Genomic DNA, 19,188 nt, shown 5'->3' on the forward strand with positions numbered 1-19,188 from the left:
CGGAACCCCCAGTGGGAGTTCCGGCCCGTCGCCTCACGACAAGCGATCCGGTCAGCCGCGAAGGGCCTGGACCGCGGCCTCGAGCCGCTTGCCGAAGTCGCCGTCCGCCTGGCGGAAGTTGTTGATCGCGCGCTCGACGATGTCGTCACGGGAGACCTTGGCGATGAAGCCGGAGAGGTTCTCGATCAGACGGGACTTCTCGTCCTCGGAGTACAGGCGGTAGAGGTTGCCCGCCTGGACGAAGTCGTTGTCCTCGCGGTGCACGGCGGCCGCGTGGTTGCCGGTGCCGCCGGTGAGGGAGACCGGCTGCCACAGCGGACGGTCCGTCTGGTGCGGGCCGCCGAAGCTGTTCGGCTCGTAGTTCTTGGCGCCCGCGTGGCGGCCGTCGTACAGGTAGCCGTCGCGGGAGTTGGTGCGCGCCTCGGTGGCGTGCGGGCGGTTCACCGGCAGGTGGTCGGCGTTGATGCCGACGCGGTAGCGGTGGGCGTCGCCGTAGCCGAAGAGACGGCCCTGGAGCATCTTGTCCGGGGACGGACCAATGCCGGGGACGAAGTGGGCCGGGCTGAAGATGGACTGCTCGACCTCGGCGAAGACGTTCTCCGGGTTGCGGTTGAGCTCCAGCTTGCCGATCTCGATCGGCGGGTAGTCCTCGTGCGGCCACACCTTCGTGAGGTCGAACGGGTTGAAGCGGTACTCCGCCGCCTCGGCCGCGGGCATGATCTGGACCTGCACGGTCCAGGACGGGAACTCGCCGCGCTCGATGGACTCGCGCAGGTCGCGCTGGTGCGAGTCGGGGTCCTCGCCGGCGAGCTGGTTCGCCTCGGCCTGGGTGAGGTTCTTGATGCCCTGGTCGGTCTTGAAGTGGTACTTGACCCAGAAGACCTCGCCCGCCTCGTTGTTCCACTGGAACGTGTGCGAGCCGTAGCCGTTCATGTGGCGGTAGGACGCCGGGATGCCGCGGTCACCGAACAGCCAGGTCACCTGGTGGGTCGACTCGGGCGACAGGCCCCAGAAGTCCCAGACGTTGTCGGCCTCCTGCGAGCCCGTGTACGGGTCGCGCTTCTGGGTGTGGATGAAGTCCGGGAACTTGATGGCGTCCTTGATGAAGAACACCGGGGTGTTGTTGCCGACGAGGTCGTAGTTGCCCTCTTCGGTGTAGAACTTCAGCGCCCAGCCGCGGGGGTCGCGCACCGCGTCCGCGCTGCCGAGGTTGCCCGCGACCGTGGAGAAGCGCAGGAAGGTCTCGGTCTCCTTGCCGACCTCGGACAGGAACTTCGCGCGGGTCCACTGCGAGACGTCACGCGTGAGCGTGAAGGTGCCGTACGCACCCGCGCCGCGGGCGTGCACGACGCGCTCCGGGATGCGCTCGCGGTTGAAGTGCGCGAGCTTCTCCAGCAGCAGCTGGTCCTGGATCAGTACGGGGCCACCGACGCCCGCGGTCTCGCTGTTCTGGTTGTCGGCGACCGGAGCCCCGGCCTCCGTGGTGAGCGGTCCCTGCGTCACGTGCGCCTCCTGCGTCATTCCTGCAAGTCCTGTCCTTGGCGTTTGCCGTCACCGATCCTACGATGGACTTTGTCTAAGTCAAGTAAGCATCCAAGTCCACACTGATTCGGGATCTACACCGAGTCACCTCGCTGTTAGGCTGGTGTCTATGAGTGACCTGCTGGAGAGACTTCGCGGACGTGGCTGGCGCATGACGGCCCAGCGCCGTGTCGTGGCCGAGGTGCTCGATGGTGACCACGTTCACCTGACGGCGGACGAGGTGCACCTGCGTGCCGTGGCCAAGCTCCCGGAGATTTCCCGGGCGACGGTCTACAACACGCTGGGCGAACTCGTCACTCTGGGTGAAGTCCTGGAGGTGTCCACCGACCACCGGCGCGCCAAGCGGTACGACCCCAACGCGCACCGTCCCCACCAGCACCTGGTCTGCGCCCAGTGCGGCGCGATCCGCGACGTCTTCCCGGCGGGCAACCCGCTGGCCGACCTGCCCGACAGCGAGCGCTTCGGCTTCGCCGTCTCGGCGGTGGAGGTCACGTACCGGGGCCTGTGCCCGAACTGCGCGGGGGCGTAGCGCTTGCGACGGCACTTAGACGGCGCGGCGCACACCGCCGTGCTCACGACGCGCGGAAGGGCCGGGGTCTCAGGACCCCGGCCCTTCTCTTTGTGCGCTCTTCCTTTGCGCCCTGCGCAGAGGGAAACGACCGAAGGCCCGGATCCAGGGGATCCGGGCCTTCGGTCATTCAGTAGCGGGGACAGGATTTGAACCTGCGACCTCTGGGTTATGAGCCCAGCGAGCTACCGAGCTGCTCCACCCCGCGTCGGTAAACCTGACTCTACGCGAAGGTCGCCCGCAGGAGCAAATCCATTGAACAGCGGGTGCAGCGGGCACAGCGGGTGCAGCGGGCCCCGGTCAGGCCGAGAGTTCCTCGGCCAGCGCCTCCCGCAGCCGCGCGGCCCGCTCCGAGACCTCCGCCGGTCCCAGCTCCATGGCCCGCGCGCACCACTTCTGCCCCTCGGCCAGGTCCCCGTGCCGCGCGGCGAACAGCCCGAGCCGCAGCGCCGCCCGCCCGTGCCCCGCGACCGCGGCCCGGGTCCACCACAGGGCGGCCTCGGGCTCGCTGCCCTCGCGGGCCAGCAGCACCCCGAGGTTGAAGGCACCGTTGCGGGAACCGGCCTCGGCCGCCTCCCGGTACCAGCGCGCCGCGGCGGCCATGTCCCCGCGCCCGGCCGCCAGCATGCCCACCCGGACCTGGGCCCGGCGGTGGCCCTCCTCGGCCGCCCGCTCGTACCACTCCTCGCTCTCGGACTTGGGCGCGCCGCCGATCGGCTCGCCCAGCGCCACCGGTTCCGCCGGCGGGGCCAGCGACTCCAGCAGCGCGGCCAGCCGGAACGCCGCCTCCGCGCTGCCGCCGCCCGCCGCGCAGCGCAGGTGCCGCTCGGCCGCGCGCTCCTCGCCGTCGCGGACCAGCGCGATGCCGACCTGGAGGGCCGCGTCCGTGTGCCCGGCCGAGGCCGCCCGCTCGTACCACTTGAGCGCCGTCCGGTCCTCGTCGCGGCTGGCGAAGAGGATGCCGAGGTTGAAGGCGGCGTCCACGCTGCCCGCCTCCGCCGCCTTGGAGAACCACGGCTCGGCCCCGGCCGCGTCCCCGCCCTGGAGCAGCAGGATGGCGAGCGCGTTGGCCGCCTCGCGGTGCCCGGCGTACGCGGCGCGGCGGTACCACTGTTCGGCCTGCGCGGTCCGGTCCTGCGCGGCGCAGAGCAGGGCGAGGTTGTACGCCCCGTTCTGATCGCCCGCGTCCATGGCGGTCCGGTACCAGCGCTCGGCGGTCTGGGTCTCCCCGCGCGCGGCGTGCAGCGCGCCCAGGGCGTTGGCCGCGTTGCCGTCGCCGTCCTGGGCGGCGCGGTGCCACCAGGTGACGGCGCTGTCCTCGTCCCCCGCGTCGCGCAGCAGGAAGCCGAGGGCGCAGGCCGCCCGCGCCTCGCCCTGCTTGGCGGAGCTGAGGTACCAGCGGCCGGCCTCCTTCAGCTCTCCGCGCGCCTCCAGCAGGGCGCCCAGGTGCAGCGCGGCGCGCCGGTGTCCGCGCGCGGCGGACTGGCGGTACCACTGCTCGGCCTCGGCGGGATCGCGGCGGCGCAGGTGCCGGGCGAGGCGGTAGGCGGCCTCGCGGTGGCCCTGTTCGGCGGCGGCGCGCAGCCACCGCTCGGCTCCCTTGTCCCCGCGGTGCTCCAGCAGGTCGGCGAGGCCGTAGGCGCCGAGGGCGTGGCCGGATTCCGCCGCCTGGCGCAGCCAGTACTCGGCGGCGGGCTCGTCGCCCCGCTCGCGGTAGTGGCGGCCGAGGGCGTGGGCGGCGGGTGCGGATCCGGCCACGGCGGCGACGCGCCACCAGCCGGCCGCGTCCTCCGGGTAGCCGCGCTGGTGCAGCAGGACGCCGAGGTTGTTGGCGGCCGCGCGGTCGCCCGCGGCGGTGGCTCCGCGCAGATACGGCTCGGCCCCGGCGAGGTCGCCGCGGCGCAGCAGGAGCGCCCCGAGCACGCTCATGGCACCGGGGTCGCCCTTGTCGGCGGCTCCGCGGTGCCGGGCCTCGAGCTCGGCATCGCTCGCCGCGTCGGCCTCGGCTCCGTCGAAGACCTCGTCGGTGCGGTACGTGTTCCGCTGGTCGGCGTCGGTCCATGCGGGGTCCGCGCTCACGACCGCGGCCGGTTCACCGGCTCCCGTGCCCGTTTCGGCCTCCGCCCTCACAAACCGCCCTGTCTCCAGCAGAGTTGACCTGTCCCCCATAAATCCCATCGTCGCATCACCTGCTACCCGCGTACACCTGGTATGTCGCAGCCAGTGAGGTCACTAGAGGTCACTACAGCGCTTTGTCGACTTGCCCGCAGCGGGACAAGTCAAACACGCTCACACCCCAACTCACCCACCCCAGCTACCGCGTGGCGTGTCCCGCGTATGCCGCGGGCAACGGGCCACCGCGGTGCGGCCCCGGACCGGGCATGACGAAGGCCCGGATCCCATGGATCCGGGCCTTCGTCTTCAGTAGCGGGGACAGGATTTGAACCTGCGACCTCTGGGTTATGAGCCCAGCGAGCTACCGAGCTGCTCCACCCCGCGTCGGTGAAACCACAGTATCACGACGCGGGACGGAACCTCTCATCCTTGATCGCCGGGCGGCTAGCCGCCCGGCTTCGGCTGGGCCGCCAGCTTGTTCTCGGCCTCCACCGCGCGCTTGAGCGCCGCCGACAGGTCGGCCTGGGCCTTGCCGTACGCCGTCCAGTCGCCGGCCTTCATCGCCTTGTCGGCGTCGTCGAAGGCCTTCGAGGCGTCCGCGAGGGCCGCCTTGACCGTCGGGTCCTGGCTGCCGGGCGGCTTGGTGGTGCCGTCGCCCGGCGGCTGGTTCGGCGTCGTCGGTGTCGTCGGTGGGGTTGCCGTCTCCGCGCCGAAGACCACGCCGAGAGCCTTGTCCAGGGTGTCCTCGAAGGCCGTCTGACCGCCGTAGGTCACCAGGACCTTGCGCAGCAGCGGGTACTTCAGCCCGGCGCTGCGCACGTACACCGGCTCGACGTAGAGCATGCCGCCGTCGAGCGGCACCGCGAGCAGGTTTCCGTACTCGACCTCCGAGTCACCACCGCGCAGCAGGCGGATCGACTCGGCGATCTTGGGTTCGGAGTTGAACTTGCTCTGGACCTGCTTGGGACCGTCGACCGGCTTGCTGGTCGGCATCTTCAGGATTCGGATCTTGCCGTAGTCCGGGGTGCCCGGATCGGCGTTGACCGCCATGAAGGCGCTCAGGTTGTCCCGCTCGTTCGGCGTGAACGTCGTGGTGAGCGAGAAGACCTGGTCCTTCTCGGGCTGGCCCGGCATCTTCATCGACAGGTAGTACGGCGGGACCGCCGTGCCCTTGGTCGTCGGGTCGTCCGGGACGGCCCAGGCCTCGCTGCCGCTGAGGAAGGTCTGCGGGTCCGTGACGTGGTACCGGGTCAGCAGCTCGCGCTGGACCTTGAAGAGGTCCTGGGGGTAGCGCAGGTGCGCCATGAGGTCCTTGGAGATCTCGCTCTTCTCCTTGACCGTCCCCGGGAACGCCTTCATCCAGGTCTTGAGGACCGGGTCATTGGTGTCCCACTGGAAGAGGTTGACCTTGCCGTCGTACGCGTCGACGGTCGCCTTCACCGAGTTCCGGATGTAGTTGACCTGGTTCTCCTGGGCCACCACCGCGCGCTGGCTGTTGGTCAGCGAGTCCGCGGTGCTGTCGCCCAGCGTGGTGCGCGAGGCGTAGGGGTAACCGTTCGTCGTCGTGTAGGCGTCGACGATCCACACGATCCGGCCGTCCACGACCGCCGGGTAGGGCGCGCCGTCGATGGTCAGCCAGGGGGCGACGGCCTCGACGCGCTCCTTGGGCGTGCGGTTGTACAGGATCCGCGAACCCTCGCCGATGGCACCGGAGTAGAGGATCTGCGGTTCGCTGAACGCCAGCGCGTACGCCGCCCGGTTGACCGGGTTGTCGAGGTTGACGCCGCTGTCGCCCTGGTAGCTGGTCTCCTTCTCGCCCTTGTCGTCGGAGTAGTCCAGCTCCTTCTGCGGTCCGCCGACGATCGAGTACTGCTTCGTCTGCTCGCCGTAGTAGATGCGCTGCTCGAAGTCCGTGCCGAACATTCCCTTGGAGGGCAGGTCGGACTGGGTGAAGTCAGGAGCGCCCTGGTCACCGGCGGTGGTGCCCTTGGCCGCGACCACGCCGTAGCCGTGGGTGTACTTGAAGTGGTCGTTGATCCAGTTGTTCTTCGGGATGCCGCCGATGTTCAGCTCGCGCAGACCGATGACCGTGTCCTGGCCGTTGTACCGGTCCACGGCGAGCGTGGACGGGAAGGCGTAGTAGCCCTTGACCTGCTGGAGCTGCTGGAAGGCCGGGGAGACGATGTTCGGGTCGAGGAGCCGGACGCTGGCCGTGGTGTCGGCGGCCTGGCGCAGCTTCGCCTTGTCCGTACCCGCGGCGGGCACGCCCGCGTAGTCCTTCACCTCGGAGCCGGCGATCCCGTAGGCGTCGCGCGTCGCCTTGATGTTCTTCTCGACGTACGGCGACTCCTTGGCCTGCTCGTTCGGCTGGACCTGGAACTTCTGCACGATCGCCGGGTAGAGCCCGCCGATCAGGATGGCCGAGAGCACCATCAGGCCGAAGCCGATCACCGGAAGCTGCCAGGTCCGGCGCCACAGCGTCGCGAAGAACAGCGCGGCGCAGATCGCGGCGATGCAGAAGAGGATGGTCTTGGCCGGCAGGTAGGCGTTGGCGTCGACGTAGCGCAGGCCGGTCCAGTTGTCCGCCGCCTTGAAGTCGCTGGACTTCACGGCGAGGCCGTACCGGTCGAGCCAGTACGCCACGGCCTTCAGCGAGACGAAGAGGCCGAGCAGCACCGACAGGTGCCCGGTGGCCGCGGCGGTCGCGCGGGCGCCCGGGCTGGTGACGCGCAGGCCGCCGTACAGGTAGTGCACGATGGCCGCGGCGATCAGCGACAGGACGGCGGCGGCGAAGCCGAAGCCGAGCAGGAAGCGGTACCAGGGCAGGTCGAAGGTGTAGAACGACACGTCCAGGTGGAACTGGGGGTCCTGCTGACCGAAGGGCACCCCGTTCACATACATCAGCCAGGTCTTCCACTGGCCCGCCGCCGAGGCGCCCGCGATCAGCCCGACGAGCACGGCGATGCCGAGGAGCAGCCACTTCTTGAACGGCGCGATGCTCATCCGGTAGCGGTCGAGGCTCTGCTGCTCCATCGACATCGCGCTGAGCGGCGGCCGCAGCCGGTGCGCCAGCCAGATGTTGAACCCGACGGCCCCGGCCATGATCAGGCCGAAGACGGCGAAGAGGCCGACCTTCGTCCAGAGCGTGGTGGTGAAGACGGTGGAGTAGTGGACGGAGCGGAACCAGAGCCAGTCGGTCCAGAAGCCCGCGAACATGATGAAGGCCATGGCCAGGACGGCCAGGACGCCCAGGGTCATCAGGAGAGTCCGGGCACGCCGGGAGGGGCGGCCGACTCTCATCCGTGGCCCGGAGGGGCCTCCGCCGCGGTCCGGCATCTGGAAAGCCAAGGTGCGCACCTCGAAAAGTCGCTGTGTGTCGTGTGGTACTGGAAATTTTTCAAATGTAGGGGCCCCCGATGGTAGAGCCCACTCATGCAACTTACTGAGGCTTTAGTCAGTTCCCGGTATCGCGCCGAAAGGAGGCAGGATGTTGTCCATGTCCAACCTTTCCCCCTCCCCCGGCACTCCGATGGCGGCCAGTCCGCTGACCCGCGCCGTGCTCGAGATCGACGAATACGCCGCCGGCCTGGGCTGGGACCGGCCCGCCCGGCTCTTCGCCCTCGTCGACACCGCCCGACTGCGCAAGCAGGAGCCCCGCCTGGCCCGGCAGCTCGGCCTCGACCAGGACGACGCCGGCAAGATCCAGCTGACCCCGATCGAGCAGGACGAACTGCCGAAGGGCATGGCCCTGGACAAGTTCCTCGGCACGCTCGCCTGGCCCGATTCGGTCGTCGGCTGCGCGCTGACGGTGGAGCGGCTGATGCTGCCGCCGTCCGCGGAGGCCGCCGTACCGTCCGACCTGTCCGACAAGCAGCTCGCGAAGTGGGTCGCCGGGCACCCGGAGCGGCAGGAGGTGCGCCTGACCGTGGGCGTGCTGCGCGACGGGTCGCGCGAGTCCGCCGTACGGCTGCGCGAGAAGGACGCCGCGAGCGAGGTGCTGACCGGGGCCAGTCTGGTGCCGGGTCTGGCCGAGGCGCTGGCCGCGACCTTCTCCTGACGCGCCGGGTCGTGCGACGTGGGGACGGGGTCAGGACGTGCCGCACCGCGGCAGTCCGGCCTTGTCCCCCTTGCTGATCTTCTCCAGTGCCTTGACGGCGTCGCCGATGGTGGAGACCTTCACGAGGGTCAGGCCGTCCGGCACGTCCTTGGACGCGGCGGCGCAGTTCTCGGCCGGGGTCAGGAAGTACTGGGCGCCGGCCTTGCGGGCGCCGATGGTCTTCATCTCGATGCCGCCGATCGGGCCGACCGTACCCGCGTCGTCGATGGTGCCGGTGCCCGCGACGAACTTCCCGCCGGTCAGGTCCTCGGGCGTCAGCTTGTCGACGATGCCGAGGGAGAACATCAGGCCCGCGCTGGGGCCGCCGACGTCGGCGAGGTTGATGTCGATGCGGAACGGGAAGGTGTGGTCGGTCCCGGCCCGGATGCCGACGATGGCGTGACCGTCGTCCTCCGCCTTCGCGGTGGTGATCTCGACCTTCTGCGGACCGGCGGGGTCGCGCCCGGCCTTCTTCGCGGCGGCCACCTCGGCCGCCGGGATGACGGTGAACTCGACCTTCGTGCCGGCCTTGTGCGTGGTGACCAGCTTGGCGACGTCCGACGGCTCCTTGACGGGGCTGCCGTCCACGGCGACGACCACGTCTCCAGCGTGCAGCTTGCCCTCGGCGGGGCTGCCCTTGACCACGGTGGCGACGTTCACGCGGGCGGAGACCGGGATGCCCAGCTGCTTGAGGGCGGCCACCTTGGCGCTCTCCTGGGACTGGCTGAACTCCTCCGCGTTCTCCTGCGTGGATTCCTTGTCGGTCTTGCCGTGCGGGTAGAGGTTCTCGTGCGGGACCACGATGTTGTCGTGGGCCATCCAGCCGTAGACCGCTTCCAGCAGGTTCATGTCGTAGTTCGCGCCGGTCACCCGGACCGTGGTCATGTTGAGATGACCGCTGGTCGGGTACGTCTTGCGGCCCGAGATGCTCAGGACCGGCTCACCGCGCGAGTCACCGAGGGTGTTCACCGTCGGGCCGGGGCTCATCTCCGCGTACGGAGCCTTGAAGAACACTCCGGCGCAGAGCAGCGCGAACAGCATGAGGGTGGACGCGAGCATCGTCGCAGTGCGGCGTGGCATGGATCGACAGTACGTGACGGCCCTGTGGGGCGGCCCGCGGGGCCGGTCCGTACGGGGGCGGTGCGCGGCGGGCGCTCACGGGACGCGTCAGACGGCGTCGGAACCGGAGTGCGCCTTGGCCTTGTCGGCCTGGCCCGTGTCCATGACCTCGCGGAATCGTGCGTAGCCGGCGAGCTCGGATATGTCGCCGGAAGTGCGGTCGCGTGCCGCCCAGCTTCCCCATATCGCGGCACCGATGGCGGCGAAAAGCGGAATCAGCAACCACGCCAAAGAACCCATGTGCGTGCTCCCTACCCCGAGACCGAGTCGTTTGTTGCTCCAACGCTCGTGCCCGGGACCGGGTTACGCAAATCGAGGGCGTGTTGCGCGTCCGTCCGGGTGCGATCGGCTTCCGCTCAGCAGGCGCCGACCCACTCCTCGGTGCCGTCCGAGAACGTCTGGTGCTTCCAGATCGGCACCTCGTGCTTGAGGTCGTCGATCAGCATCCGGCAGGCCTCGAAGGCCTCGCCCCGGTGCGGGCACGACACGGCGACCACGACCGCCAGGTCGCCGACGCGGAGGTCGCCGACGCGGTGGACGGCGGCCAGGGCGCGGACCGGGTACTTGGCCGCGACGCGCTCGGCGACGCGGCGCATCTCGGCCTCGGCCGAGGGGTGGCAGGAGTAGCCCAGCCCGTCGACGTCCGCCCCGCCGTCGTGGTCGCGCACGGTGCCGACGAAGAGGGCGGTGCCGCCGGTGGCGTCGTCGCCGACGGCCTGGAAGACCTCGTCGAGCGAGAGCGGGGTCTCACGGATCGCGAGCAGCCGGATCGGGTCCGGAGCGGCCTGCTCGCCGGGGTGGTCGAAGTGCGGAGCCATGCCCTCATCGTGCACCAAGGCTCCGGCATCACGGAATACCAGTTTCCCCCGTCTGCGGGCCCCCCACGTATGGAGCCTCCTACAGCCCCCGGCCCCCACCGGGGGCAGCGCACAGGGCCACCCAACCTCGGCCCGCCCGGCGATTGCGGGCGCGCCAGGGGGACCCGGGCCGGGGCCGGGTCAGAGGCCTCGGCGTCTGCGGGCCGCGCGGACCACGGCGGCCGCACCCAGCAGCGCCACGGTCGCCCCCGCCGCCCCGGCGGCCGTCGCGTCCTTGCGCCCCAGCCGACGCCCCACGACGGTGTGCCGCCCCGCCGCCTCCTTCAGCAGCTCGGCCAGCACCTCCTCGTTGGTCCACCGCGGCCGCCACCCCGCCGCGTGCAGCCGGCTGACGCTGACCACCCACGGGTGCATCGTGTACGCCAGGTCCCCGGCCGGGGAGGGGGTCAGCCCGATCCGGTGCAGCCGGGCGGCCGCGCCGAGTGCGACGGCGGACGGCAGCTCCATCCGGCGGATCCCGCTCAGCTCCTCGACCTCCTCCTGCTCCAGCCACCCCTCGCAGCCCACCGCGAGCTCGCCCTCCACCTTCTCCAGCGCCGCGTACTCCAGGGCACTGACCAGGTCCTCGACGTGGCAGAACTGCCAGGTCGGCCGGGATCCGGCGACCACGAGCAGCCGCGGCGACTCGAAGTAGCGGGTCAGCGCGGTGTCCGTACCGCCGACCAGCACGGCCGGCCGGACCACCGTGACGTTGAGCCCGGGGTGCGCCCGCGGCGCCCGCCGGCCCAGCCGCTCGATCTCCAGCAGGTCGCCGACACCGGTGGCCTCGGCCGTGGCCCGCAGCTCGGAGTCCTCCGTCAGCGGGATGTCGTTGTCCGGGAGGGCGCCGTAGACCATCGCGGAGGTGCAGAGCACGACCCGGTGCACCCCCGCCGCCGCGGCGGCGGTGAGCACGGTCTGGGTCCCGCGCACGTTGTACGCCGTACGGGCCGCCGGGTCGGTCTCGAGGTCGAGGTCGAGCGCGAGGTGGACGACCACGTCCGCGCCGCGCAGTTTCTCGGCGATCGCGGGGTCCCGCACGTCCAGGACGTGCCACTGCGCGGCCGCGCACTCGCCGCGCCGCTCGTCGATCGCGACGACCTGCTTGACCTCGTCCGAGGCCGCGAGTCGGGCGACCAGGGCGGCGCCGACCCCCGCCGCGGCGCCGGTGACGGCGACGACGGGGCCGCGCACCGACGGGTTTCGCGGCCGGCGAACACCGTCGGGGCTGTCGCCGTGGTCAGGGCGGTTTTCGTCGCCGTGCGGCTCTCGAACCTGCGGATCTGGGGAACTCACCGGGCGTCTCCAGCGGTTGTCTTCAGTAGGTGAGCGTCCTGACGCGTACCTACCAGGTGATGTCCATCCTGCCGCAGCCCAGGAGTCGGCGGAGCACCGAGCCCGGATGCGGCTGGGGTGTCTACGCTGGGTGGTGTTGTCGGACCATTGCCCGTCGGCTCCCGCCGGCGGCCCTACGAGCCGAGGAAACCCGTGAGCGACACCCCATTCGGATTCGGCCTTCCGCCGGAGGAGCCGGACAACGGCGACGAGGGCAAGAAGAAGGGCGATCAGGGCGGTCAGGGCGGCCCGGCGAATCCGTTCGGGTTCACCGGGGCCGGCCTGCCGGGCGGTCTGCCGGGCGCCGGCGGCCCCGGCGGCGCGGACAATCCCTTCGCCGCGATGTTCGGTGCGATGAACCCGAACGACCTCGGCGCCGCCTTCCAGCAGCTCGGGCAGATGCTCAGCTACGAGGGCGGTCCCGTGAACTGGGACATGGCCAAGGACATCGCCCGCCAGACCGTCGCCCAGGGCACCGCCGACGGCGTCAAGGACGCGAGCATCGGCCCGGCCGAGAAGTCGGCCGTCCAAGAGGCCGTGCGGCTCGCCGACCTGTGGCTGGACTCCGTCACCTCGCTGCCCTCCGGCGCCGGCACCGCCGTGGCCTGGAGCCGCGCCGAGTGGGTCGAGGCGACCCTGCCGGTGTGGAAGGAGCTGGTCGACCCGGTCGCCGAGCGCGTCGGCGCGGCCATGGGCGACGTACTGCCCGAGGAGATGCAGGCCATGGCGGGCCCGCTGCTCGGCATGATGCGCTCCATGGGCGGCGCCATGTTCGGCCAGCAGATCGGCCAGGCCGTGGGCACCCTCGCGGGCGAGGTCGTCGGCTCCACCGACATCGGGCTGCCGCTGGGCCCGGCGGGCAAGGCCGCGCTGCTCCCGCTGAACGTGGCGGCCTTCGGCAAGGACCTGGGCGTCCCCTCGGACGAGGTCCGCCTCTACCTGGCCCTGCGCGAGGCCGCCCACCAGCGGCTCTTCGCCCACGTGCCGTGGCTGCGCTCGCACCTCTTCGGCGCCGTCGAGGGGTACGCGCGCGGCATCAAGGTCGACACCTCGAAGCTGGAGGACGTGGTCGGCCAGCTCGACCCGTCGAACCCGGAGCAGCTGCAGGAAGCGCTCCAGGGCGGCATGTTCCAGCCGCAGGACACCCCCGAGCAGAAGGCGGCGCTGGCCCGTCTGGAGACCGCGCTCGCGCTGGTCGAGGGCTGGGTGGACGCGGTGGTGCACGCGGCCGCCAAGCCCCGCCTGACCTCGGCGGACGCCCTGCGCGAGACCCTGCGCAGGCGGCGTGCCTCGGGCGGTCCGGCGGAGCAGACCTTCGCGACGCTGATCGGCCTGGAGCTGCGTCCGCGCCGGCTGCGGGACGCCTCGCGGCTGTGGGCCTCGCTGACCGACGCGCGCGGTGTGGACGGGCGCGACGGGCTGTGGGAGCACCCCGACATGCTGCCGACGGCCTCCGACCTGGACGACCCGGACGGCTTCGTGCACCGCGAGCAGCTGGACTTCTCGGAGATCGACAAGATGCTCGGCGAGGCCGCCGCCCAGAACCCTGAACAGAACGGCCGCGAGCAGGACGGCGACGACACCAAGTGAACCTGTACGACGACGCGGTCCTGGTCCTGAAGGGGTACGAGAACCAGGGCGACCAGGGTGATCAGGCCGCGCTCCGCGAGGTCTACCTGGACCACCTGGCGGCCCATCCCGACGGGATGTGGAAGCCGTGCCAGGCCGGGCACCTCACCGGCAGCGCGCTGGTGATCGACCCCGCGCGGGGCCGGGTGCTGCTCACCCTGCACAAGAAGCTCGGCATGTGGCTGCAGATGGGCGGGCACTGCGAGAGCGGTGACACGACGCTCGAGGGTGTGGCGCTGCGCGAGGCCCGCGAGGAGTCCGGCATCGAGACCGGGCTGACGCTGCTGCCCGGCGGTCCGGTGCGCCTGGACCGGCATCCCATTCCGTCGCCCTGCAACTGGCACCTGGACGTGCAGTACGCGGCGCTGGCCCCGGCCGGGGCCGAGGCGGCGATCAGCGACGAGTCGCTGGACCTGCGCTGGTTCGCGTACGACGAGGTGGCCGGCGTGGCCGACGCCTCGGTGGTCAGGCTGCTGGAGGCGACCCGGGCCCGGCTCTGACACCGGAGCCCGGAGCACCGGTCACGGCGTACGGATCAGCGGCGCACGGATCACGGCGTACGGACCGGGGGCCGGGCGGGGACCATGTGGTCGCCGCCCGCCCCCGGTGACCCCGGCGTCAGTTCCAGGCGTTGTTCTGGTTCTGCGCGTGGGCGCCCTGCTGGCCCATGCCGTACTGCGCGGCGAGGCCCTGGCCCAGCTGCGCGTTCTGCGGCGGGAGCAGCTCGCTGGGCTGGACCAGCGCGTACCCCTGGCCCAGGAAGCTCAGCTCCCAGCCCTCGCCGGTGTTGCCGCGGCGCCGCCACACGCCGGTGGAGTGCGTCTGGGCCTGCATCTGCACGCGCAGCGAGGTGGACCAGGCGACGATGGCGTCCGCGTCGACGTTGACGTACTTGTCGGGCGTGATCTGCAGCATCAGCGGCTGCCCCGAGGTCATCAGGGCGACCTTCCCGCGGCCGGTGATGTTGAGCTGGTACTTGCCGGAGCCGGAGATGCCGTACTGGCTGTCGACCGCGATGGCCTCGGCGTGCAGGGTGGAGTCGAGCGCGAGGACGTAACTGCTGTCCACGGTCAGACCGTCCTGGTCGACCTCCACCACATGCACGTCCTGGGCGAGGTTGGCGAAGTACACCGTCCCCTGCCCGGAACAGCGCATGAGGTCGAGGCCCTCGCCGGTGCGGGCGCGGGCGTTGCTCTGCTGGGTGCTCCGGTACTCGCCGTCGAAGTCGATCATCCCCTGGTAGGCGACCATCGAGCCCTTGCGGGCGAGGACGTCGTCCTGGCCGGTGAGGGAGACCCGCAGCATCTGCGGGTTCTGGACGACGTACCGCTCCTGGGACTGCGCTTCGGAGTGGCTGAAAAGTGCGCTCTGCATGATGTGTCCGCTCCCCTCAGCCCCGGGCCCGGAGCCGGTCGGTGCTGTCCTCGCTCGGCTGTACGACGACGATGCCCTGGCCGGAGAAGGCCATCTGGAAGGCCTCCCCGCTGCCCCGGCCGATCATCGACGAGGCCTTGAAGCTGCGCTTGCCCTTGACCTTGAGATTCGGCGACCAGGCGACGAGGGCGTCCGGATCGACGTACGTCTCGTCCTCGCCGCGGCCGCAGTCGACCACGATCGGGGTGCCGCGCGAGGTCAGGGCGACCCAGCCGGTGCCGGAGACCTGCACGTTGAACAGGCCCTGGCCCGCGAATTTGGCCAGGCCCTTGACCCGCTCGACGCCCCAGGTGAGGTGGGCGTCGAAGGCGAGCAGGTTGGTGCCGTTGACGGACAGGGCGTCGTTGTTGAGGTTGATGACGACGACGTCCGCGCCGTAGTCGGCGAGGTACAGCAGGCCGTCGCCGGTGCACTTCATCAGCGGGGCGCCCTCGCCCGTCAGCCACTGCGAGGCCATCTGGCGCACGGCGGGCGGGTTGGGCTCGTACTGCACGAAGCCCTCGTAGGCGACCATCGAGCCGGTGCGCGCGAAGAGGTCGTGGCCGCTCTGCATGGCGACCTTGAGCATGGCGCGCCCGTGGTTCTCCATGCGGGCCGCGACCGGGGTCGGGGCGTAGCCCGCGAGCTGCGGGTTCATGGCGTTCATTGCGTTCATGGCGGGCTCCCTCAGACCTCGTAGGGCTGGACGATGATGAAGTTTCCGGGGGCGCCGCGGAACTGGAGGTTCACGGTCTCCCCGCTGTGGCCGGGATAGGCGTTGCGGCGCAGCCGGACCTGGCTGGAAATGATCACCTGCGCGCCCGCGGACCAGGCGACGATCGCATTGCTGTCGGCGAAGGTCGTCGGGGTGACCGGCAGGACGACGGGGGTGCCGTGCGTCTTGACGACGACCGTGCCGGAGCCCTGGAACTGCATGGTGAACAGGGCGCCGCCCGGGATGCCGTGGCCCTCGATGCGGCGGACTTCGTGCTGGAGCGACTCGTCGAAGGCGAGCACGCTCTCGGCGGAGACGCAGATTCCGTCGCCCTGGAGCTCGATGGCGTGCAGATGGGTGCCGTTCTCCGCGAGGAAGACCTGGCCGCGGCCGCTGCAGCGCATGAGCTGCATCTCCTGGCCGGTGGCGTTGCCGACGATGCGGCCCGCGAAGCCCGCGCCCTTGTAGCTGAAGTCCACCTTGCCCTGGTACAGCACCATGCTGCCCTGGCGGGCGAGGACGGGCTGGCCGCCGATGCCCAGGTCGACGCGCATGAGCTGGGCGTTCTGCGGGGTCCAGCGCGCGCCGGTCGGCGCCTCCTTGTAGATCTGGAGGGCGGAGGTGAGGCCGGGGGCGGCGGGCATCTGCGCGGGCATGCCGGGCTGCTGGCCGTACGGGGCTCCGGGCGCGCCGGGCGGCGGATAACCGCCCGGGACCTGGCCCGGGAGCTGGTGCCCGTACGAGGGCTGCGGCGGCTGGCCGTAGGGACCGGGCGGGGCGGGCGGGGGCGGGTATCCGCCGGGGGCCTGACCCGGGATCTGGCGCCCGTACGACGGGTTCGGCGGGGGCTGCGGCGGGTGCATGGGCTGGCCGTACGGACCGGGCGCGGCCGGGGCGGGCGCGAGGGGCCCGACCATCGTCGGGGCGGCGTGCAGGGAGGCGGCGGGCTGCGGCGGGGCGGCGTACGGCGCGGGGGCCGGCGGCGGCGTGTGCTGCGGCTGCGGGTGCTGCGGCGCCTGCGGCTGCTGGTACTGGGGCTGCTGGTACTGGGGCTGCTGGGGCGGCTGCTGGTACTGCGGCTGCGGCGGGGCGGCCTGCGCGGGCGCGCCCGGGGGCGCGGCGAAGACCGGCGGCGCGAACGACGGCGCGGCCGCCTGCTGCGGAACCGGCTGCTGCGCCTGCTGCTTCGGAGCCGGAGCCTCCTCCTCGGCGACCTCGCCGCCGAAGTTCTTCAGCAGCGCTTCCAGGCCACCGTCGAACCCCTGGCCGACGGCGGCGAAGCGCCAGACGTCCTTGAGGTAGAAGTCGCCCAGCATCACGGCGCGCTCAGTGCTGAACTCCGCGCCGGTGAAGGAGTAGCGGACCACTTCCTCGCCGCCCGCGACGACCCGGATGTAGCCCGGTCCGATCTGCGACATCTGGCCCGCGCCGTCGATCGTCGCCGTGAAGGACAGCTTCTGGATGCCCGCCGGGACGCGGTCCAGCGTCACCCGGAAGGACTCGCTGTCACCGGCCTGTTCGCCGAGGAGCTGGATGGACTCCTCGGGCGATTTCGGCTGGTTGAAGAAGATGAAGTAGCGGTCGTCGGACAGCCGCTCGTCCGCGTCGAGTCCGAAGCAGCTGATGTCGAAGGTCAGCCCGGGCCCGGCGATCTGCACACCCACGTACAGATCGGTGCCCGCGGTGAGATCACTGATCTTGGCCTTGTGGCCGCGCTGGAATTCCCTGGCCATACGTAACGACCGTCCCCCATCCCGACGATGAATGCGTGCCCGTCAGGCTAACGGCTCCCGCCGACATCGAACCAAGCCGGTACCGAGCCGGTACACATCACGGACGGGTCACAGCACGGCGGATCTCCGCGGCTCATTCCTCGCGCGCGGCCGGGACCTTGGGGAGCCGCTCCGCCGCGACCACTCCTTCGAGATAGCCGCGCGCCCGCTCCGTACGGGGATACGCCTCCAGCAGCCGCCAGAAGCTCGGGCCGTGTCCCGGCACCAGCAGGTGGGCCAGCTCGTGGAGCAGGACGTAGTCGAGGACGTACTCCGGCATGCCCTGGAGGCGGTGGGACAGCCGGATGCTGCCCTCGGCGGGGGTGCAGGAGCCCCAGCGGGTGTTCTGGTTGGTGACCCAGCGCACCGAGCTGGGGCGCGCGCGGCCGCCGAAGTACTGCTCGGACAGACGCTCGGCGCGTTCGGTGAGCTCCGCGTCACCGAAGGTCCGCTTGCTCTCCTGAGCGGCGAGCTTGTCGAGCATCACGCCCACCCAGCGCTGCTCCTCGGCCTCGGACATCCGGGCAGGGATGAGCACGACCGTCCGGTCACCCTCGCGGTAGGCGGAGACGGTCCTTCGGCGGCGCGCGCTCCGGCGGACTTCGACGGCGCGGTGCGATGGATCGGCGGACACGGCACGACCGTACCCGGTGGCCAGGGCCGAAGTCCCGCCCCGCGGAGGTTCGAACATGATCGATGCGAGGTTCCCCCTTTTCCTCGTCATCTCATATGCCGAATCGGGTGGGCCTGTGGACAACTTTCCGTGCCGCGGGCGGGATGCGGTCATGCTGCGGGAGCGGCGTCGAGACCGCTCGGCGGAGCAGGCCCGCGAAGAAGGAAGCAGAGAAGGAAGCGGAGAAGGAAGCGGAGAAGGGGGAAGGGCGATGTATCCGAAGGTGAAGCCCGCGCTCGCGCGGGCCTGGCGGGATCTGCAGACGGTGCAGTTCGGGGTGACGCCCGCGCACGCGGTGGTGTTCGGGCCGGTGGACACCGCGACGGGGACCCTGCTCGACCGGCTCGACGGGACCCGGGGCATGGAGCTGCTGCGGGCGGAGGCGGCGGCGCTGGGGCTGCCGGACGGGCAGGTGGATGAGCTGGTGCGGCGGCTGGCGGCGGCGGGGGTGATCGATGACGCCACGGCGGGCGGGCCGCGGGCCCAGTCGCTGCTGCGGCGCCCGGAGGTGCTGGAGCGGCTGGGGCCCGACCGGGGCTCGCTCTCCCTGATGCGCCGGGAGCCGGGGGGTGATCTGCGGGGGATCGCGGCGCGCCGGGCGATACGAGTCCAGGTGCGCGGCAGCGGGCGGGTGGGCGCGCTGATCGCGGCGGTGCTCGCGGGGGCCGGGGTGGGCCGGGTCGAGGTGCTGGACGGCGGCCGGGTGGAGCCGGGGGACGTCGCGCCCGGCGGGCTCGGGCCGGAGAGCGTGGGCCGGCTGCGAGCGGAGGCGGCGGGGGCGCTGGTGCGGGCGGCGGCCCCCGGGCGGGCGCCGCGGGCCGAGGAGCGGGAGGGGCCCGAGCCGGGGCTGGCGCTGGTGGTGGTCGCTCCCCGGGACGGGCTCCAGGCGTGGGCCCCGGATCCGGACACCGCCGTGGACTGGGTGGCCGCGGGGATCCCGCATCTGTACGCGGGCGTGCTGGAGGGGACCGGGCTGGTGGGGCCGCTGGTGCTGCCGGGGACGACGGGGTGCGCGGGGTGCATGGAGCGGGAGCGGGTGGCGCGGGACCGGGCCTGGCCGAGGATGCTGGTGCAGTGGCGCGGGGCCCACCGGCGGCGTGGCTCGGTCGCCTGTGACCTGGGGCTGGCCAGTGCCGTGGCGGGGCTGGCCGCGGCTCACGCGCTGGCCTTCCTCGACGGGGAGTTGCCCGCGTCGACGGGGGCGCGCTGGGAGGCGGCGCTGCCCGCGCTGCACTGGGAGCGGGCGCGGGTGACCCCTCATCCGGAGTGCGGGTGCGGGGCGGTGGGGTCCGCGCGGGGGGACTCCTCCGCCGCCCGAGAGGGACAGGACACAATGGCCGGGTAATCGCCGCTT

The 19,188-nt window shown here is 71.6% G+C and carries 16 protein-coding genes and 2 tRNA genes; 5 read left to right on the forward strand and 13 right to left on the reverse strand.

Annotated features, from left to right (window positions below; all coding sequences use genetic code 11):
• Positions 1 to 51: 51 nt before the first annotated feature.
• Positions 52 to 1,521 (reverse strand): catalase, encoded by a 1,470-nt coding sequence (locus tag ABT084_RS15705; protein ID WP_351043256.1) that lies wholly within the window; start codon positions 1,519 to 1,521, stop codon positions 52 to 54.
• Positions 1,522 to 1,651: 130 nt separating this feature from the next.
• Here ABT084_RS15705 and ABT084_RS15710 point away from each other — a divergent pair, with 130 nt between their 5' ends.
• Complete coding sequence (locus tag ABT084_RS15710) at positions 1,652 to 2,071, forward strand: Fur family transcriptional regulator (protein ID WP_351043258.1); 420 nt, start codon at positions 1,652 to 1,654, stop codon at positions 2,069 to 2,071.
• 173 nt (positions 2,072 to 2,244) lie between these two features.
• On the opposite strand, the gene ABT084_RS15715 is transcribed toward ABT084_RS15710, so the two are convergent.
• The 4 genes from ABT084_RS15715 to ABT084_RS15730 form a co-directional block, all read right to left on the reverse strand.
• Positions 2,245 to 2,318: transfer RNA gene (locus ABT084_RS15715), tRNA-Met, on the reverse strand.
• A 92-nt stretch (positions 2,319 to 2,410) separates the two neighbouring features.
• Positions 2,411 to 4,288 (reverse strand): tetratricopeptide repeat protein, encoded by a 1,878-nt coding sequence (locus ABT084_RS15720; protein WP_351043261.1) that lies wholly within the window; start codon positions 4,286 to 4,288, stop codon positions 2,411 to 2,413.
• A 247-nt stretch (positions 4,289 to 4,535) separates the two neighbouring features.
• A tRNA-Met gene (locus ABT084_RS15725) sits at positions 4,536 to 4,609 on the reverse strand.
• 60 nt (positions 4,610 to 4,669) lie between these two features.
• On the reverse strand, positions 4,670 to 7,561 hold the full coding sequence (locus tag ABT084_RS15730) for a UPF0182 family membrane protein (RefSeq protein WP_351043372.1): 2,892 nt from the start codon (positions 7,559 to 7,561) through the stop codon (positions 4,670 to 4,672).
• A gap of 151 nt (positions 7,562 to 7,712) precedes the next feature.
• On the opposite strand from ABT084_RS15730, the gene ABT084_RS15735 reads away from it, so the two are divergent.
• Positions 7,713 to 8,282, forward strand: coding sequence for a PPA1309 family protein (locus tag ABT084_RS15735; protein ID WP_351043263.1), 570 nt, complete (start codon positions 7,713 to 7,715; stop codon positions 8,280 to 8,282).
• A gap of 30 nt (positions 8,283 to 8,312) precedes the next feature.
• Here the strand turns inward: ABT084_RS15735 and ABT084_RS15740 are convergent, their stop codons facing one another.
• The 4 genes from ABT084_RS15740 to ABT084_RS15755 form a co-directional block, all read right to left on the reverse strand.
• A complete protein-coding gene (locus ABT084_RS15740; protein WP_351043265.1) occupies positions 8,313 to 9,401 on the reverse strand; it encodes a YlbL family protein in 1,089 nt (362 codons plus the stop codon).
• Positions 9,402 to 9,488: 87 nt separating this feature from the next.
• Entirely contained in the window at positions 9,489 to 9,680 is a 192-nt protein-coding gene (locus ABT084_RS15745) for a hypothetical protein (protein ID WP_351043268.1), read from the reverse strand.
• Between the two features lie 116 nt (positions 9,681 to 9,796).
• Positions 9,797 to 10,258, reverse strand: a complete 462-nt coding sequence (locus ABT084_RS15750) for a molybdenum cofactor biosynthesis protein MoaE (RefSeq protein ID WP_351043269.1) — start codon at positions 10,256 to 10,258, stop codon at positions 9,797 to 9,799.
• Between the two features lie 180 nt (positions 10,259 to 10,438).
• A complete protein-coding gene (locus ABT084_RS15755) occupies positions 10,439 to 11,593 on the reverse strand; it encodes an SDR family oxidoreductase (protein WP_502968944.1) in 1,155 nt (384 codons plus the stop codon).
• A gap of 192 nt (positions 11,594 to 11,785) precedes the next feature.
• Here ABT084_RS15755 and ABT084_RS15760 point away from each other — a divergent pair, with 192 nt between their 5' ends.
• Positions 11,786 to 13,222 carry a zinc-dependent metalloprotease gene (locus ABT084_RS15760; protein ID WP_351043274.1) on the forward strand — a complete coding sequence of 479 codons (1,437 nt, stop codon included), beginning with the start codon at positions 11,786 to 11,788 and terminating at the stop codon, positions 13,220 to 13,222.
• Complete coding sequence (locus tag ABT084_RS15765) at positions 13,219 to 13,761, forward strand: NUDIX hydrolase (protein WP_351043277.1); 543 nt, start codon at positions 13,219 to 13,221, stop codon at positions 13,759 to 13,761. The genes ABT084_RS15760 and ABT084_RS15765 overlap by 4 nt, the downstream gene beginning before the upstream one ends.
• Before the next feature lie 118 nt (positions 13,762 to 13,879).
• On the opposite strand, the gene ABT084_RS15770 is transcribed toward ABT084_RS15765, so the two are convergent.
• The 4 genes from ABT084_RS15770 to ABT084_RS15785 all read right to left on the reverse strand — a co-directional run bounded on the left by ABT084_RS15770 (position 13,880) and on the right by ABT084_RS15785 (position 17,852).
• Positions 13,880 to 14,635, reverse strand: coding sequence for an AIM24 family protein (locus tag ABT084_RS15770; protein WP_351043280.1), 756 nt, complete (start codon positions 14,633 to 14,635; stop codon positions 13,880 to 13,882).
• Between the two features lie 16 nt (positions 14,636 to 14,651).
• Positions 14,652 to 15,332, reverse strand: a complete 681-nt coding sequence (locus tag ABT084_RS15775; RefSeq protein WP_351043374.1) for an AIM24 family protein — start codon at positions 15,330 to 15,332, stop codon at positions 14,652 to 14,654.
• A gap of 29 nt (positions 15,333 to 15,361) precedes the next feature.
• On the reverse strand, positions 15,362 to 17,122 hold the full coding sequence (locus ABT084_RS15780; RefSeq protein WP_351043283.1) for a TerD family protein: 1,761 nt from the start codon (positions 17,120 to 17,122) through the stop codon (positions 15,362 to 15,364).
• A 133-nt stretch (positions 17,123 to 17,255) separates the two neighbouring features.
• A complete protein-coding gene (locus ABT084_RS15785; protein WP_502968945.1) occupies positions 17,256 to 17,852 on the reverse strand; it encodes a M48 metallopeptidase family protein in 597 nt (198 codons plus the stop codon).
• A 193-nt stretch (positions 17,853 to 18,045) separates the two neighbouring features.
• Between ABT084_RS15785 and ABT084_RS15790 the strand changes: the two genes are divergently transcribed.
• Positions 18,046 to 19,179 (forward strand): TOMM precursor leader peptide-binding protein, encoded by a 1,134-nt coding sequence (locus ABT084_RS15790; protein WP_351043289.1) that lies wholly within the window; start codon positions 18,046 to 18,048, stop codon positions 19,177 to 19,179.
• The last annotated feature ends 9 nt before the right edge of the window (positions 19,180 to 19,188 follow it).

It is taken from the genome of Streptomyces sp. NPDC002138 (genome assembly GCF_040296485.1).
Taxonomy (GTDB): Bacteria; Actinomycetota; Actinomycetes; order Streptomycetales; family Streptomycetaceae; genus Streptomyces.

What these genes read in the sequence shown, in the direction of transcription:
- ABT084_RS15745 (WP_351043268.1), bottom strand. Translation starts at nt 9,680, where the DNA reads ATGGGTTCTTTGGCGTGGTTGCTGATTCCGCTTTTCGCCGCCATCGGT.
- ABT084_RS15785 (WP_502968945.1), bottom strand. Translation starts at nt 17,852, where the DNA reads ATGTTCGAACCTCCGCGGGGCGGGACTTCGGCCCTGGCCACCGGGTAC.
- ABT084_RS15735 (WP_351043263.1), top strand. Translation starts at nt 7,713, where the DNA reads ATGTTGTCCATGTCCAACCTTTCCCCCTCCCCCGGCACTCCGATGGCG.
- ABT084_RS15780 (WP_351043283.1), bottom strand. Translation starts at nt 17,122, where the DNA reads ATGGCCAGGGAATTCCAGCGCGGCCACAAGGCCAAGATCAGTGATCTC.
- ABT084_RS15750 (WP_351043269.1), bottom strand. Translation starts at nt 10,258, where the DNA reads ATGGCTCCGCACTTCGACCACCCCGGCGAGCAGGCCGCTCCGGACCCG.
- ABT084_RS15730 (WP_351043372.1), bottom strand. Translation starts at nt 7,561, where the DNA reads ATGCCGGACCGCGGCGGAGGCCCCTCCGGGCCACGGATGAGAGTCGGC.
- ABT084_RS15710 (WP_351043258.1), top strand. Translation starts at nt 1,652, where the DNA reads ATGAGTGACCTGCTGGAGAGACTTCGCGGACGTGGCTGGCGCATGACG.
- ABT084_RS15740 (WP_351043265.1), bottom strand. Translation starts at nt 9,401, where the DNA reads ATGCCACGCCGCACTGCGACGATGCTCGCGTCCACCCTCATGCTGTTC.
- ABT084_RS15790 (WP_351043289.1), top strand. Translation starts at nt 18,046, where the DNA reads ATGTATCCGAAGGTGAAGCCCGCGCTCGCGCGGGCCTGGCGGGATCTG.
- ABT084_RS15720 (WP_351043261.1), bottom strand. Translation starts at nt 4,288, where the DNA reads ATGGGATTTATGGGGGACAGGTCAACTCTGCTGGAGACAGGGCGGTTT.
- ABT084_RS15775 (WP_351043374.1), bottom strand. Translation starts at nt 15,332, where the DNA reads ATGAACCCGCAGCTCGCGGGCTACGCCCCGACCCCGGTCGCGGCCCGC.
- ABT084_RS15705 (WP_351043256.1), bottom strand. Translation starts at nt 1,521, where the DNA reads ATGACGCAGGAGGCGCACGTGACGCAGGGACCGCTCACCACGGAGGCC.
- ABT084_RS15770 (WP_351043280.1), bottom strand. Translation starts at nt 14,635, where the DNA reads ATGCAGAGCGCACTTTTCAGCCACTCCGAAGCGCAGTCCCAGGAGCGG.